Here is a 15,259-nt window from a genome sequence, read left to right as displayed (position 1 = left end):
AATCAGGCTTTTGGCAGCGCCAGGCCTTGGCCCATCTGCACTGGCGAACCGGCGACCAGTTCTTCAGCCCATTTCACCTGATCCGGGCCGAACAGCACGATCGCCGTCGAACCCAGCTTGAAGCGACCCAGTTCAGCGCCTTTTTCCAGATGGATCGGCGCGCGGGCGGCTTCGTCGTAGCGGAAGGTTTTCAGTTCGCGCTTCGGCGGGGTGACCAGACCGGCCCACACGGTTTCGATCGAAGCGACGATCATTGCGCCAACCAGCACCACGGCCATCGGGCCGCGCTCGGTGTCGAAGATGCACGCTACACGCTCGTTGCGCGCGAACAGCTCCGGCACGTTTTCAGCGGTGGTCTGATTCACCGAGAAAATCCGGCCCGGGATGTAGACCATCTCGCGCAGGGTGCCGGCCAGCGGCATGTGCACGCGGTGGTAGTCCTTGGGCGACAGGTAAATGGTGGCAAAGTCGCCGCCCATGAACGGCGCCGCATTGGCCGCGTCACCGCCGAGCAGTTCCAGCACGCTGAAGCTGTGGCCCTTGGCCTGGAACACGCGACCGTGCTCGATCGGGCCGAGTTGGCTGACCGCACCGTCGGCCGGGCTGAGGATCGCGCCCGGGGTTTCGTCCAGCGGACGCGCGCCGTCTTTCAGGGCACGGGTGAAGAAGGCGTTGAAGTGCTCGTAAGCGGTCAGGTCTTCGACCAGCGCTTGCGACATGTCCACCTGATAACGCTTGGCGAACCATTGGGTAAAGGCATTCTTGAACCAGCGCACGCGGCACTCGGCAATGCAGCCGGCCAGGCGCGACAGCAGGTGATGAGGCAGCAGGTACTGACTGAGGATAAACAGACGCTCTTTCATTAGTTGTCCTTAAAAACCTTGAATCTCGACAGGCGTGTCAGGGTGGTTGCCCCATTCGCCCCAGGAACCGGCGTAGCCCTTGACCCGCGGATAACCGAGGGACTTGGCCACCAGATAAGTGAAGCCCGACCGGTGATGGGTCTGGCAGTGGGTAATGATTTCTTTGTCCTTGGTGATCCCGAGGTCTTCGAGGATCTGCGGCATGTCCGTGCGAATGCGCAGCTGACGGGCCTTGTCCATGCCCGCTGTCCATTCGAAGTTGACCGCGCCGGGGATGTGCCCGGCCTTGGCGGCCAGGACTTTCTCGCCGGAATACTCCAGCGGCCCGCGCGCATCCCAGATCGCCAGATCGGCAGCACCGAGACGGCTTTGCAAATATTCGCGCGTGGCAGTCGGCTCGTCGTGCAAAGTCAGCGCAATCGGGCCGCCAACCGCTGGTGGTACCTGGATCGACATCGGCATGCCATCTGCCAGCCACGCCGGCAGACCACCGTCTATATAGTGGTACTTGTCGTGACCGATGACGTCGAGCAGCCAGATGAAACGTCCGGCCCAGCCGCCGCCTTCATCGTCATAGACCACGTAGACCGCATCCTGGCGATGGCCCAACTCGCCGAACAACGCTTCCAGATCGGCTTTGGCCGGCAGCAGGCCCGGCGCCGGCGGCTGGCCGAGCTGGGTGCGCTTCGGGTCGACAAAACGTGCGCCGGGAAGATGACCTTCGGTGTAGCGGGCAGCACTGGTCAGATCCACCAGAATCAGTTCGCCCGACTCGAGACGCGGGAGCAAGTCGCTCGGTTCGATGACGAGCGGCAAGCCAGAGAAGTCAGACATGTGAGGTCTCCAGAGCACAAAGGGGAGGATTGTAGCGCAGCCTCATCGGCCACGGCTGCTAAAGCTGTGCAGGGCCTTTTCGATGCACTGCGCGGTTTTGCCAAAGGCTTGTACGGTGATGTCGGCGAAGGGTCCGCCGCCCTGATCGGCCACCACAATCATGATGACCCGGCCGTTATTGACCAGTGAGCGCAGGAACAGATGCTCGCCACGAAACAGCGTGCGCAAGCTCGGCGGCAACAGGGCGGAGAACTGTGCATTGTTGTCCGGGTTGATGCGCACCTGCGCTTGTTGCGCGAGTAAACGTTGCAGCACGCTACTTTGGCTGACGGCAAAAGTCAGTGCAGCGGCTTCTTTCGGCAAACCATAGATTTGCTGCACACGCAGACTGGATTGGCTGCGGTCGGCCATCAGGATCATCACCCGGCGCATGCCGCTGGCGGCCAGGGCATCGCGCGCGGCGACGGTCAGGCTCATCGCATTGGTGAAACGGCTCGGTTCTGCCAGCAATTCGGCGCATTGCTTGCGCCATTGGCCCAAGTCCTCAGCTGTCGGCGCGGCGGCGGGCAACAGGCCGGGGGGTAAACGACGGGTGCCCCACGGCCACAACAGCGAAACGGCCGGGTGCCACAGATCCGGCATCGCGTGTTGACGGGCGCTGTTGGCGGCTTGTTGGTGCAACTGTTGCTGCACTTCGTCCATCGAGATTTGCAGATAAAGGCTGGTCAGGTACTGCCAGCGTTCGCTGTGCGGACTGTCCCAGGCCTGTTGCGCCGACAGCGCCAGACCGTTGGCCAGCAGTACGGTGTTGGCCGGCTGATTGAGCCAGCGGCGCAGGGTCGGATCATCATCTAGACGATTCTGCTGGCGTAACGGATGCTCGCTGTCGCGGGCGATGCGCAGCACTTTCACCAGTTCGCGCTGTTCACTGAGCAGCAGTTTGTAGCCCTGCTGCACCCAGATCGGCAGATGCCAGGCCTGCACCAGTGCCTCGGCAATTTTCAGCAGGCGCACGCCGAACAATTGCTTTTCGACGGTGCGGGCCGACTCGCCCTTGTGGATAACCCGCAGCTCCCATTCCTCAAGCAGTTGCGGATAAGTCAGCGCCAATGGCCACAGCGGCGACAGAAACAACAGGCTGCCCCAATGAATGTCTTGCCACAGCCGCGCCAGGCGACTGGCGAAAAAACCGTTGGCCTGTTGCGTTGCGTGCTGGCTGATCATCTGCAACTGGCGCAGGGCCTTGGGGATTTGCATCTGCGGTTCGGCGGGCAGGCGCGCGAGCAATTCTTCGGTGCGGGCAAGGCCCAGACGGTTGATCGCCACCTCAAGATTTTCCGCCGGCGCGGCCATGGTGCCGTGGGTGTGACGATTCGCCTCACGGATGATGCTCAAGGCCAATGCCGGGCTGTCCTGCATCAGGTCGGCGATGTCACGCAACGAGCTGCGATTGTCGCGGATCGCCCGACAAACCTTGTCGTGAGACTCTTGCGGCACGGGCAGTCGCACGCCATCGAGCAACTTTACCCAGCCGTCGAGGGTGGTCGGTTTTGCGTGTGGGACGTTCGTTTCATTAGCCATGTCTGGACGGGATCTTCACTGACTGTAGACGCGCCCGGCATGGGCTAAATTGGCTTTTCGCCTGAACTGGCTATAGTCTGGCGCAGTTTTGCCGATAAGTAGAAGAAGAGATTTTTTAACTTCCGAATATGACCTTGAACCCGACTTAAATAAGTACTTTCTACCTATGGCTAAAATTATCGGCATCATCGTCGTATTCGCGAGCGTGCTCGGCGGATACGTGCTCTCCCACGGCAAGATTGCCGCCCTGATCCAGCCTTTCGAGGTGTTGATCATCGGTGGTGCTGCACTCGGTGCATTCCTGCAGGCCAACCCTGGCTACATGACCATGCACGTGCTCAAGAAATCCCTGAGCATGTTCAGTTCGCGCTTCAGCCACACGTTCTATCTGGAAGTGCTCGGGCTGATTTACGAGATCCTCAACAAGAGCCGCCGCGAAGGCATGATGGCCATCGAGGGCGACATCGAAGATGCCGCCGCGAGCCCGATTTTCGCCAAGTACCCGGCAGTGCTCAAAGACGAACGCATGACCGCGTTCATCTGCGATTACCTGCGCATCATGTCGTCCGGCAACATGGCCCCGCACGAGCTGGAAGGCTTGTTCGACATGGAACTGTACAGCCTGAAAGAAGACCTCGAACACCCATCCCACGCGGTGAACGGCATCGCCGACGCCATGCCCGGTTTCGGTATCGTCGCGGCGGTACTCGGTATCGTGGTGACCATGGCCTCGCTGGGTGAAGGCGATCAGAAGTCCATCGGCCTGCACGTGGGTGCCGCACTGGTCGGTACCTTCTTCGGTATTCTCGCGGCGTACGGTTTCTTCGGCCCGCTGGCGCATTCCCTGGCCCACGATGCCAAGGAAGAATTGAACGTCTATGAAGCCATCAAGGCTTCGTTGGTGGCTTCGGCTTCCGGCATGCCGCCATCGCTGGCAGTCGAGTTTGGTCGCAAGGTGCTGTACCCGGCCCACCGTCCAAGCTTTGCCGAGCTGGAACAAGCCGTTCGCGGTCGCTAAGAAATGGAAAATAATCAGCCGATTATCATCAAGCGCGTCAAGCGCATAGCCGGCGGGCATCACGGCGGGGCGTGGAAAATCGCCTTCGCCGACTTCGCCACGGCGATGATGGCGTTCTTCCTGGTGTTGTGGCTGCTGTCCACCGCGACGCCTGAGCAGAAGATCGCCATCGCCGGTTACTTCAAGGACCCGGTCGGCTTCTCCGAAAGCGGCACGCCGTACATCATCGACCTGGGCGGCACGCCGACCCTGGCGCCGGAAAACACCCTCAACCCGGAAGTGAAGTCGCAGCCGCAACCGGACAAGGTCACGGTCGACACCGAACAGGTTGAAGGCATGGCCGAGCAGGTCGAGAAGGAACGTCTTGAGCTGCTCCTGCAAGAACTGCAGAACAAGGTCGACGAGAACCCGCAACTGCAGAAATTCAAGGATCAGATCCTCTTCGAGATCACGCCGAACGGCTTGCGCATCCAGATCATGGACGCGGAAAACCGGCCGATGTTCGACTCCGGTTCTGCACGCTTGAAACCGTACTTCGAAGACATCCTGCTGGCCATGGCCGACACCATCAAAGCGGTGCCGAACAAGATCAGCATCAGCGGCCACACTGACGCCAAGCCGTACACCGGCACCGGCGATTTTGGTAACTGGGAGCTGTCGGCCAACCGCGCCAACGCTGCTCGCCGTGCGTTGATCGCCGGCAGCTATCCGGATGCGCAAGTAGCGCGGGTTGTCGGTTATGCCTCGTCGGCATTGTTCGATAAGGAAAACCCGTTCAACCCGGTCAACCGCCGCATCGACATCGTCGTGCTGACCAAAAAGGCGCAAGCCGCGATCGAAGGTTCGCAAGGTGCGGATCCGGCGAAACCGGCCGATGAGAGTCATAACGGCGCCGCTCCGGCAACGCCGGTCGACCCCAACGCGCTACCGGCGGATCAGCAACCGGTGCCGGCGCACGAGTTGCGCGAACGGCTCAACCTGTTTGACGACGCCGCGCCGAAACCGGCCGAACCGGGCAGTGCGGCGCCCGCGCCGACAGCTCCACCGGCTACTGCACCGGCCCCCGCGCCGAAACAGTGACCCACAAAAAAGCCACGGTTACCGTGGCTTTTTTGTGCCTGCCTGCGTCGCATTGACCAGTCGCAGTTTTCGCAATCACGGAAGATCAGTTATGGAAAGACTCAGAGCCTATTTTCAGCGGCACGGCAACGCCCCCTTCAAATTCGGCGAGGGCCGGGTCAGTGGCTACATCTCGGCCACGCTCGGGCTGTTGAGCCTGCTGGCGGTGTTCTGCTTCCTGTTTCCCGAATGGTTGACCACGGCCGAACTGCGCAAGGTCTACGACGAGCAATTCGCCCGTACCACCCTGTTGCTCGGGCTGGTGCTGTCGTTCAGCCTCGGCACCCTGAACATCCTGCTCAACAAGCGTAAACGCCTGGGTATCACTGGTCTGGTCGCGTCAGGGCTGGCAGTGGTTCTCGGCGGCACCAATGTGCAGGTCAGCGAGATCGGGCAGACCCCGTACTCGCTCGGTCTCGACTGGTTTGTCCTGGCGCTGCTGATCTCGGCCATCGTGTTTATTCCGCTGGAAAAGCTTTACTCCAAAGACCCCGAGCAGAACATCCTGCGCCCGCACTGGCGTACCGACCTGACCTACTTTTTCGTCAGCCACATGCTGGTGCAGTTCATCCTGATTTTCATCACCGCCTCGTCGAGCTACATCGCCGGGTGGGCGGTGTCGCCGGGCTTGCAGGCCAGCGTACAGAGCTTGCCGCTGGTAGTGCAGTTCCTGCTCGCGATACTGGTGGCGGATCTGGGCCAGTACTGGTTGCACCGGCTCTATCACGTCGTGCCATTTCTGTGGCGCATCCATGCCGTGCATCACTCCAGCACGCACATGGACTGGCTCGCCGGATCACGCGTGCACTTCATCGAAATCCTCCTGACCCGCACCGGCGTGCTGGTGCCGCTGATGCTGCTGGGCTTCGCGCCGCAGGCGTTGAATGCCTACGTGATTCTGGTCGGCGTCCAGGCCGTACTGGCGCACGCCAACGTGCGGATCAACGGCGGCTGGCTGAACTACCTGATCGTCCTGCCGCGCTACCACCATTGGCACCACGCCCGGCACAAGGACTACATCTACAAGAACTACGCGATCCACACTCCGCTGGTGGACATGCTCTTCGGCACCTTCAAGCTGCCGCCGAAGGAATGGCCGGTACGTTATGGCGTGTTTGGCAAGGAATTGCCGGGCGGGATTGTGCGTCAGCATCTGTATGCGTTTCAGAAGCCTGAGCCGAAGTAGGGCGGGGTGGATGTGAAAAAGCCGCGTTGATCGCGGCTTTTTTACGCCTGTTGAACGGCAGGTTGTTGTAAAGGAAAAGTCCTTCCGGTTTTGAAGATTATCCCTACAGCTATCTTTTTTTCGCCTTGATAGTGTGCCCGCCAGTTTTCGCGAGCACGAACCATGGACGGTTTGGACATCGCGCTCTTTTCCTCTTTGCTTAAGGATAAGCGTATGTTCCGGTCGGCCAATGCGGCGCATTTCGCGTTGCAGATTCCCGCTATTCGTCACGACTTCCAGGTGCTGGCCTTCAGCGGCACCGAAGCGATCAGCACCCTCTACGGCATCCACATTGAACTGGTCAGCGAGCACCCGGATTTCGATCTGGAGAGCGTGCTCAGCCAACCGGCGTTTCTGCAATTTGGCCACAACGGTGAAGGCATTCACGGTCGTATCGAAGACGTCTTGGTCGGTGAGGCCGGCAAACGCCTGACGCGCTATCACCTGACGCTGGTGCCGGCACTGCACTATTTGCAGTTCAGCCACAATCAGCGGATTTTTCAACGCTTGAACGTGCCGCAGATCATCGCCCAAGTGCTCAACGGCCATGGCATTCAGGCCGATGCGTTTACCTTCCACGTCAGCACCAGCGCCGCTCGCGAATACTGCACGCAGTACGCGGAATCTGACCTGGAATTCATTCAAAGGTTATGCGCCGAGGACGGCATTGCCTGGCATCACCAGCACTCGGCGGATGGGCATCTGCTGGTGTTCACCGACGATCAGGTGTTCCTGCCCAAACTCGGCGCCACGCCGTATCAGCAAGACTCCGGAATGGTCGCTGAACACTCGGTGGTCAGCCGCTTCAGCGTACGAACCAGCACCCGAACCAGCGCGGTCACTCGCCGCGACTACGACTTGAAACGCCCAAGTCTATTGCTCGAAAGCCACTTCACCGCCGAGTTCACCCCGGCGCTGGAGGACTATCGCTACCCACTGTTAATAGAAAACGAAAAATGCGGCAAACAACTGGCCCGGCAAGCGCTAGAGCGACATCGTAGCGACTATGAGCTTGGCGAAGGTCAAAGCGATCAGGCAAACCTGCGCTGCGGCCACTTGTTCGAACTGACCGAACACCCGCGTAAAACCTGCAATGACCTGTGGTTGTTGCTCAGCGTGTCGCACACCGGCCGACAGCCACAAGTGCTCGAAGAATCGGTCACCAGCGACACCAAAGCCGCTGATGGTTTCACCCAAGGCTATCGCAACACTTTTAGTGTGATTCCTGCCGAGGTAGTGTTTCGCCCACCGTTGCCAGCACCGCGTCGGCCGCTGGTCTGTCAGACCGCCCGCGTCACCGGGCCGGCCCATGAGGAAACGGATTGCGATGAATTCGGCCGTATTAAGTGCGAGTTCAATTGGGACCGAGCCGAACTCAACAGCGAGCGCAGCAGTTGCTGGATCAGGGTTTCATCGAGTTGGGCTGGGGAAGGCTTCGGTTCAGTGACGATTCCACGCATCGGCATGGAAGTCGTGGTGACCTTTCTCGAAGGTGATCCGGACAAGCCATTGATCACCGGTTGCGTGCCCAACAAGGTCAAGTCCCCGCCCTACGCCTTGCCCGAGCACAAGACCAGAACTGTGTTGCGCAGCCACAGTTCGCCGCACACCGGCGGCTACAACGAACTGATGATCGAAGACCGCGCCGGTCAGGAGAAAATCTACCTGCGGGCCGAACGCGATGTCGAACAACTGATCCTCAACGACAGCCACAGCCAGATCTGTCGCGACCGTTTTGAACAGGTCGACAACCACAGCACCAGCCTGATCAAAGCTGACGAACGCCACACCACCGACGGGACGCGCAACACGGTGATCGGCACCGACGACCTGCTCAGTATCAGCGGCAACAGCAGCACCACCGCTGAAGGCACGCTGGTAATCCAGGCCGGCCCGCATGCCCGCGTTACCGCCAGCCAAGTGGTGATCGATGCCGGTACGAGCCTGACGCTGACGGCGGGCGGCCACCACCTCGTGATCAATGCCGGCGGGATATTCAGCAGTGTCGCCATCGTTGAGGGTGGCGCGCCAGTGGCAGGTGTCGCGGCGCAGACGGCGTTGGCGGCAATGCCCGAAGATCCGCAGGCACTGCTCGCGCTGTCGGTCACGGCACAAGTGGCTGCGCTGACTCAGGCGGCAGAACAAGCTTCCTCAGTCTGTGCCGTGTGCGAAAAACTGTCACAGGTGAGCGCATGAGCCGGGCGTATCTGCTACTGGATCGAGTCCAGATCGAAAACCTTCCCGATCGCCTGTTCGAGCTGACGGGCGGCACGCCTGTTCACTCGCTTTATCAACGTACCGCCTACAGCGCTTTGGACAAGGCCGGCCCCGTGCTGATCGGTGTGACCCCCGATAGCCCGTTGGCAATGGTTTTTTGCCAGGAGTGGAGCGCAACGGCGGGTATCTGGCTGGAGTCTGAGGCCGACGAAGATCAAGTGCTGGCGCATTTGCGCGGCCTGATCCACGCGCGGGTTGACGGGGTTGCGACGGTTTTCTTTCGTTTCTACGACCCGCGTATTACCGCGTTGTGGCTGAAGGATTTGCCTGCGCCTGAGCGTGATCGATTGATGGGGCCGGTACGGCTGATTCGTCTGCCGAATTCACAGATCCATCAGCAAACCGAGCAACCGGCAACACCGTATGCAGATAAGCCCTGGCTGCTGCTGACAGCGGAACAACTCGATCACCTGAACACCGCCAAACGCCAGTCTTTTGCCCGGCAGTTGATCGAATACGGTCAACTTCATTTCCCCAAATCTCTTGGTTCAATGGATTCGACCACTTTGCAGCAATGGGCCGTGGACTGTCAGGCCAGTGCAGCCCGCAGTGGCTTCAGTGCCGTCGATGAGGTTCTTCTCTGGGCGCGTTTTTACACAGTGCTGGGCACTGATTTTCCCGCAGGTCCAGAGCACGACGCCTACCGGCAGTTGCTGGCCGAACCCGGAGTCATGCCGCGCCAGCGTCTGGACAACCTCAACTGTGCATTGACGCATCAGTTACTGACCGACAAGGACTTCACCCGATGAGCGCCGAAAAACTGGCCATGGTCGACGAGGCCGCTCAGGCCGAACGAGAGGCCAAAGCTCAGCCGCATGTGGACATCAACTGTACGGTGGATCCGTGTCCCGCTAGTCAGCCCGAACTGTTTGTGGTGCCGGTGCGCTATGCGCTGGCGCACGAAAAGGCCGAACACGTTTGTTGCGTTCCCGGTATTGCGCCCCAGAGTTGGCCGATGGCGGCGCGGCGTTTACGCGCGGGGTTTGTTTACCTCTGGCAGCATCAGGGGCCGCTGAAACGGTTTGCCGTTTCGCCGCAGGGGCTGTTGCAAGAGCAGGCGCTGGACGCGGCGCCCGCTCCGGTGCCCGACGCAACCCTCACAGGGTTGTCACTGCAAAAAATCCACGACGCCTGGATGCTTTACAGCGAGTTTCCGTTGAACGCCGAGCATTGCCGAATCCTCAGCGAGAGCAGCGCCAAGCGCAGCCAGCACATGCGCCACATTGCCTTGCGCACGGTCGCCGACGAATTACAGGCCCCGCACTGTCCACCGCTGGAGAAGGCCGATGAGGTCATCGCCGAACTTCTCCCGGACACCTATGCCCGGTCGATGAAAGTTGACCAGCAAAAAAATGCCGAGGACACCGAAGCCCTCGGCGCGACGCTTTTACAGGACCCAACCCCGGCCAACATCAATGCCTACACAGACGCCAGGCATCGTATCCGTGAGCGCGACAAAGTCCTCGCCCGGCATCCCGACGTCAGTGACGCGCCGCCGGGCGAGTGGAGCGCCGAGCCGTGGGACGGGCAGGGCACGCGGGACTGGCTGGACAATACCAAGATGCAAAGCAAGGGACTGTTCGCCATCCTCGCCTGCCTTGATGACGATCTGGGCGTGTTGCGCGACATCAACCACGAACAGGAATGGCTGGAAGCCGGCCACGAAAAGTGGTTGGGCGAAAACAATCTGCGCCTGAGCATCGGCGGCTTTGTGCGCAGTTTGATCACCGAGGATGGCGCCGAACTGGCCGGCAATCTCAGTTACCGCTACAAGGATCGCGACATCAGCCTCACGCCCGAACAAGGCCAGATTATGCTCGACACTCAGGATCGGCTGAACGAGGAACTCAGGGTTGAAACCCGGGATCGTCAATACGGCGGTCGGCCGACCGAGGCCGAAGTTGCCGCCCGTGACGCGCGTATCGCGGCCATTGTCGGCCCGGTGCGGGTGTTTATTCCGGCCGATCTGTACTACGAGGCGGAGGAAGTGGTCCGGCAATACCGCGCGGAAAAACAAGCCAACCTCAACAATCACGCGTTCAGCGCCAAGGTCGGCAAGTACATCGACCTCGACGCCATGAACACATGGTTCACCGACACCGCCGCCGGCCACTTCCTACAACTCGAACAACGCCACACGGCGTTGTTCGCCGACCGTGGCGTGTACCTAAAACGCTCGGCCAGCGGCACCTGGTTTGTCGATTACGACGACCTCGACACTCGCCAATGGCTGACCGAACTCGCCACCGCTTGCCTGACCGCGCAATGCATCCGCGCCCAAGGCGCCGAGCAATACGCCGACTACGTGCGCGCCGCCGACGGTGGCGCACTCCGGCAACTGTTCAACGCCTGGACGCCGTCGCTTGAGGCCGCAGTCAACAACGCCACGCGCCTTGGCGAGTTGATGGCCGCCCTGTCCGCCGACAACATCAGCGCCACCCATCAGGCCCTGGCGCCGTTGAGTGTGGTGGTGCTGGATGACATCGCGACCATGGCCCGCGAGGCCGACAGTCAATGGAATGTGCTGGTCAATCGGCTGGGGGCAGCGTTGTTGTTGCTCAAGGGTGACAAGGGTTTCAGCGCGTCGTGGATGAGCATTTTTCTTGCCGCGAGGTTGGGCGGAGAAAGCCGCTTGCAGTTCGCGATCGAAGCCGGGCGACCGGTGTGGAAATTGCTGGGGCAACGGGCCGAGGCGCTGAGTGAATGGGTGAACAAGACAGGGAAAGCCATTGGGGGTGGGCGGGTGGAGCGGATTGTCAATTCGCCGGTGGTGGTCAACAGCGGGGGAGTGGTGCCGTTGGCGGCGCTGCTGGTCAACGTGGTGAATGTGCAGAATTATTTGGGCGAGGCCGGGGTGCTGGAGGGGATGGATGCCCGGCGGGTGAATGACACGGTGTCGGCGAGTTTGTATGGGGCGGCGGCGTTGGTGGCGGTGGTGGATAGTCAGGTGCGGATGGGGTTAGGGAAGGATCGGTTTTACTTCTTTGGTTCTGCTGCGCCCGCGCTTACGTTGTTTGGTGGGGTGATTGGTGGGTTGTCATTTGTTGCAGCAGGAGCCGAGTTCAAATCCTTGCAGATACGGATCGAGAACGCCCAAAACCAAGTCGATCCGTGGCTGCAGATGCGCCGAATCGCGGTTGGAGGACAGGTTGCAGCCTTCGGCGCCCAAGCGATGTTAGGGTTTGGCTACACCGCTCGCGCCTTGGCAGGTTCAATAACAGCGGAAGTCGCCATCTTGCGCTACACGCTCTACATGGGGCCATTGAACTGGATCATTCTGGGCCTTGGTGTGCTGTATTTGACTGCCTGGATTTTCGAGAAAACGCCGCTGCAAAACTTCCTGAACAATTGCTGCTGGTCTAAAGCGCGGGCTATCGATCTGGAACCCATCGCGCCTAAAGCCCAACACGACGAACTCGACCGTTTGTACCTCATTCTCTACACGCCTCGGGTCACCATGCAAAGCAGTTCTAATCAGGCGCCTGATAATGGTCGCTCGGGTCTGGCGTTCGTCAGCGCCATTGATTATCTGACCATCGACTTACCAGGCGCCGAGCCAGACAGCGTTTACCTGGAACTGAGCATGGTCGGTGACCCGGTGGACACCCTCGCAAACCGGTACCTGATCAAAAACAGTCCGACTGACTATTTCAGGCCACCCCGTCCGTGGCGCGATATAACGCCCTTCTGGTTGTCCGACAGTAGTTGCCAGTGGATACCGATCGACGAAGGTCAGGGGCTGCGTATAAGCGGCCCTTTCAAAGAGGTGAAAGACGTACTGCGCACACCACCTGGCACGTTGTCGCTAAGGTTGCGTTATCGCACGCCATTGACCGGGATTCTGGGCGCTCGAAGTTTTATCGGCGGGGAGCGTGGTTTGGCTTTTACCTTGAACAACTCCACGGGAGTCATAGCGCTGAGAAGTGACCCTACTCCCGAACTTGATCGTGTACCGAGTTACCCGCTCGGTGAAGATCATCCCGGCGCCATTTACCTGCAACCCAAGGACAAGCGATGAGTACGCCACCGGCAGGCACAACGGAAAAAAGGATTTTTTCGCGCAATGACTATCTCGCGCCATTACCTATTCCCACCGGTAGAAAACCTTCTGATGTGCTCAATATCATCTGGCGCAAGAACGAGGTTTTTCTTGATATTGGTAACTACAGCATCGGTTCGGCAGTAATGGTGTTGTGGCCAGGTGTGATGTTGTTTTCAGCTATGGCTTTTGGTTTTAGAAATATTGCCCCAGACCTCAGCGTTTTTACGCTTATCGGCGGCGGGATAATTATCGGCATCCCAGCACTGTTTTTGATCCAAGGCCTCTTCCGCGAAGTCCCCTTACCCATACGCTTCAATCGCCAACGCCGCGAAGTCTGCGTCCCTCGCAACAACGGCGAGTACTGGGTTGTCCCTTGGGAAACCGTGACAGCCGCCGCCACTCAGCAGTCATCAGTCAGTCAGGCCGGCAAAGCCACAATGGGTTTACTGGTCATCGGTTTCGAAAACCCCGACCCGCACGCTACGGAAGACAACAAGTATTTTTCGCTGGGCTTCAACTGTGGCGGCGGCACCACGGCAATGGCGTTGTGGGAATGCATGCGCAGTTATATGGAAATCGGTCCAGAGGCGGCACCGGATGCCGCAGCGCTTAATTCAGGGGCCAACCTGCGTTACTACATCGATTACATGAAGGATAAAGCCAAAGAACGTGGCTGGTTTTTGACCCTGTTGTGGGAAGGTGTCTTTGGCGTATTCATCTTCAATGCTCCTCTCGCCACCTACCTGCAAAGGAAGAAGCTTTACCCGCCACCCGATCTGCTATACCCCGACATCATCGAATGGTCAAAACCAATCCCGCCTGAACAATGGGCCGAGCGTTCCCCGGAGTTGGAAGAAGCCATCGTCAAACGCGAGGCTGAACTGGCCAAGCAGGCTCAAAGCGAGTTGGCTTGAGGTCGGATACTCAGGTCTATCGGCATCTGATCAAGAACAGTCCGACCAATAGCTACAAGGCGCCGAGGCCTCGGCGCGATATGACGCCCTATTGGTTGTCGGGCGCCCTCTGTCAGTGGATACCGATCGAGGAAGGTCAGGGACTGCGTATAAGCGGCCCTTTCAAAGAGGTGAAAGACGTACTGCGCACACCACCTGGCACGTTGTCGCTAAGGTTGCGTTATCGCACGCCACTGACCGGGATACTCGGCGCTCGAAGTTTTATCGGCGGGGAGCGTGGTTTGGCTTTTACCTTGAACAACAACTCGGGTGTCATAGCGCTGAGAGACGATCCAACTCCCGAACTTGATCGTGTACCGAATTACCCGCTCGGCGAGGATCACCCCGGCGCCATTTACCTGCAACCCAAGGACAAGCGATGAGTACGCCACCGGCAGGCACAACGGAAAAAAGGATGTTTTCGCGTAATGATTACTTGGCGCCATTGCCCATTCCCACGGGTGAAAAGCCTTGTGATGTGCTCAACACCATCTGGCGCAAGAACGAGGTGTTTCTCGATATAGGTAACTACAGCATCGGCTCGGCGGTGATGGTGATGTGGCCATCGCTGATGGTGGTTCTTGCGATGTCATTCTTCACTCGAAATCTCGACCCTGAATTCAGCCGCGAGATTCTGATCCTTGGGGCAATTATTTTAGGCGTTCCTACGCTGTTTTTGATCCAAGGCCTCTTCCGCGAAGTTCCCTTACCCATACGTTTCAATCGCCAGCGCCGCGAAGTCTGCGTTCCCCGTGACAACGGCGAATATTGGATCGTCCCTTGGGAGACCTTGACAGCCGCCGCCACCCAGCAATCGTCGGTCAGTCAGGCCGGCAAAGCCACAATGGGTCTACTGGTCATCGGCTTTGAAAACCCCGACCCGCACGCCAAAGAAGACAACAAACACTTTTCACTAGGCTTCAACTGTGGCGGCGGCACTACGGCAATGGCGTTGTGGGAATGCATGCGCAGTTACATGGAAATTGGCCCGCAAGTTTTGCCACAGACAAATGACTTCGAGGGCGGACGAGAAAAACTGCGGGGCAGAAGCGTCTTTTGGGGCATTTGTTGTGAATATGTGGATGGCATCAGACAGCATTTGGTGGCGCAAGAAGTTGGCAAGGCAGCGTGGCTGATCATTGCAGCGGTGCTCTTGGGGGCACCACTGGCGATGATGTTGCAAGAGTGGAAGTTATCGCCACCACCCGAGCTTTCTAATCCGGACATCATCGAGTGGTCGAAACCACTCCCCCAGGAACAATGGGCCAAACGCTCTCCGGAGCTGGAAGCCGCCATCGCCCAGCGCGAAGCTGAACTGGCTGTAGGATCGTTCTGAAACTCCTGGGC

At 59.3% G+C, this 15,259-nt stretch carries 12 protein-coding genes; 9 read left to right on the top strand and 3 right to left on the bottom strand.

All coding sequences use genetic code 11. From position 1 onward, the window contains the following. Positions 1-2 precede the first annotated feature (2 nt). Genes asd through ACOYXJ_RS06770 form a run of 3 tightly spaced genes read right to left on the bottom strand, consistent with a single transcriptional unit; the run spans position 3 to position 3,278 of the window. Entirely contained in the window at positions 3-863 is an 861-nt protein-coding gene (gene asd / locus ACOYXJ_RS06780; RefSeq protein ID WP_024011354.1) for an archaetidylserine decarboxylase, read from the bottom strand. Positions 864-872: 9 nt separating this feature from the next. After that, on the bottom strand, positions 873-1,697 hold the full coding sequence (gene rhdA / locus ACOYXJ_RS06775) for a thiosulfate sulfurtransferase (protein ID WP_460368604.1): 825 nt from the start codon (positions 1,695-1,697) through the stop codon (positions 873-875). 42 nt (positions 1,698-1,739) lie between these two features. Continuing rightward, on the bottom strand, positions 1,740-3,278 hold the full coding sequence (locus tag ACOYXJ_RS06770; RefSeq protein WP_460368602.1) for an HDOD domain-containing protein: 1,539 nt from the start codon (positions 3,276-3,278) through the stop codon (positions 1,740-1,742). A gap of 166 nt (positions 3,279-3,444) precedes the next feature. Here ACOYXJ_RS06770 and motA point away from each other — a divergent pair, with 166 nt between their 5' ends. The 9 genes from motA to ACOYXJ_RS06725 all read left to right on the top strand — a co-directional run bounded on the left by motA (position 3,445) and on the right by ACOYXJ_RS06725 (position 15,248). After that, the gene (gene motA, locus ACOYXJ_RS06765; RefSeq protein ID WP_007915795.1) at positions 3,445-4,296 is read left to right on the top strand and encodes a flagellar motor stator protein MotA; all 852 of its coding nucleotides are present in this window, start codon (positions 3,445-3,447) and stop codon (positions 4,294-4,296) included. A gap of 3 nt (positions 4,297-4,299) precedes the next feature. Continuing rightward, positions 4,300-5,376: a flagellar motor protein MotB gene (gene motB / locus ACOYXJ_RS06760; protein ID WP_150794066.1), complete on the top strand. Its 1,077-nt coding sequence runs from the start codon at positions 4,300-4,302 to the stop codon at positions 5,374-5,376. Positions 5,377-5,467: 91 nt separating this feature from the next. Then, the gene (locus ACOYXJ_RS06755) at positions 5,468-6,601 is read left to right on the top strand and encodes a sterol desaturase family protein (protein WP_150794065.1); all 1,134 of its coding nucleotides are present in this window, start codon (positions 5,468-5,470) and stop codon (positions 6,599-6,601) included. A gap of 213 nt (positions 6,602-6,814) precedes the next feature. Beyond that, positions 6,815-8,836, top strand: coding sequence for a type VI secretion system tip protein TssI/VgrG (gene tssI / locus ACOYXJ_RS06750; RefSeq protein ID WP_460368599.1), 2,022 nt, complete (start codon positions 6,815-6,817; stop codon positions 8,834-8,836). Continuing rightward, entirely contained in the window at positions 8,833-9,666 is an 834-nt protein-coding gene (locus ACOYXJ_RS06745) for a DUF4123 domain-containing protein (RefSeq protein WP_460368597.1), read from the top strand. The genes tssI and ACOYXJ_RS06745 overlap by 4 nt, the downstream gene beginning before the upstream one ends. After that, a complete protein-coding gene (locus ACOYXJ_RS06740) occupies positions 9,663-12,935 on the top strand; it encodes a toxin VasX (RefSeq protein WP_460368595.1) in 3,273 nt (1,090 codons plus the stop codon). The genes ACOYXJ_RS06745 and ACOYXJ_RS06740 overlap by 4 nt, the downstream gene beginning before the upstream one ends. Further along, entirely contained in the window at positions 12,932-13,873 is a 942-nt protein-coding gene (locus ACOYXJ_RS06735) for a DUF6708 domain-containing protein (protein ID WP_150795605.1), read from the top strand. The genes ACOYXJ_RS06740 and ACOYXJ_RS06735 overlap by 4 nt, the downstream gene beginning before the upstream one ends. Then, positions 13,870-14,295, top strand: coding sequence for a hypothetical protein (locus tag ACOYXJ_RS06730; RefSeq protein ID WP_460368593.1), 426 nt, complete (start codon positions 13,870-13,872; stop codon positions 14,293-14,295). Before ACOYXJ_RS06735 ends, ACOYXJ_RS06730 begins: the two co-directional genes overlap by 4 nt. Continuing rightward, on the top strand, positions 14,292-15,248 hold the full coding sequence (locus ACOYXJ_RS06725; RefSeq protein ID WP_460368591.1) for a hypothetical protein: 957 nt from the start codon (positions 14,292-14,294) through the stop codon (positions 15,246-15,248). Before ACOYXJ_RS06730 ends, ACOYXJ_RS06725 begins: the two co-directional genes overlap by 4 nt. The last annotated feature ends 11 nt before the right edge of the window (positions 15,249-15,259 follow it).

The organism is Pseudomonas sp. Tul2A7, assembly GCF_054790505.1.
This window is presented reverse-complemented; position numbering and strand designations above follow the sequence as displayed.

Coding starts and splice junctions, on each gene's coding strand:
- ACOYXJ_RS06740 (WP_460368595.1), top strand. CDS start 9,663: ATGAGCGCCGAAAAACTGGCCATGGTCGACGAGGCCGCTCAGGCCGAA.
- ACOYXJ_RS06735 (WP_150795605.1), top strand. CDS start 12,932: ATGAGTACGCCACCGGCAGGCACAACGGAAAAAAGGATTTTTTCGCGC.
- motA (WP_007915795.1), top strand. CDS start 3,445: ATGGCTAAAATTATCGGCATCATCGTCGTATTCGCGAGCGTGCTCGGC.
- ACOYXJ_RS06755 (WP_150794065.1), top strand. CDS start 5,468: ATGGAAAGACTCAGAGCCTATTTTCAGCGGCACGGCAACGCCCCCTTC.
- motB (WP_150794066.1), top strand. CDS start 4,300: ATGGAAAATAATCAGCCGATTATCATCAAGCGCGTCAAGCGCATAGCC.
- asd (WP_024011354.1), bottom strand. CDS start 863: ATGAAAGAGCGTCTGTTTATCCTCAGTCAGTACCTGCTGCCTCATCAC.
- ACOYXJ_RS06745 (WP_460368597.1), top strand. CDS start 8,833: ATGAGCCGGGCGTATCTGCTACTGGATCGAGTCCAGATCGAAAACCTT.
- ACOYXJ_RS06770 (WP_460368602.1), bottom strand. CDS start 3,278: ATGGCTAATGAAACGAACGTCCCACACGCAAAACCGACCACCCTCGAC.
- tssI (WP_460368599.1), top strand. CDS start 6,815: ATGTTCCGGTCGGCCAATGCGGCGCATTTCGCGTTGCAGATTCCCGCT.
- ACOYXJ_RS06725 (WP_460368591.1), top strand. CDS start 14,292: ATGAGTACGCCACCGGCAGGCACAACGGAAAAAAGGATGTTTTCGCGT.
- rhdA (WP_460368604.1), bottom strand. CDS start 1,697: ATGTCTGACTTCTCTGGCTTGCCGCTCGTCATCGAACCGAGCGACTTG.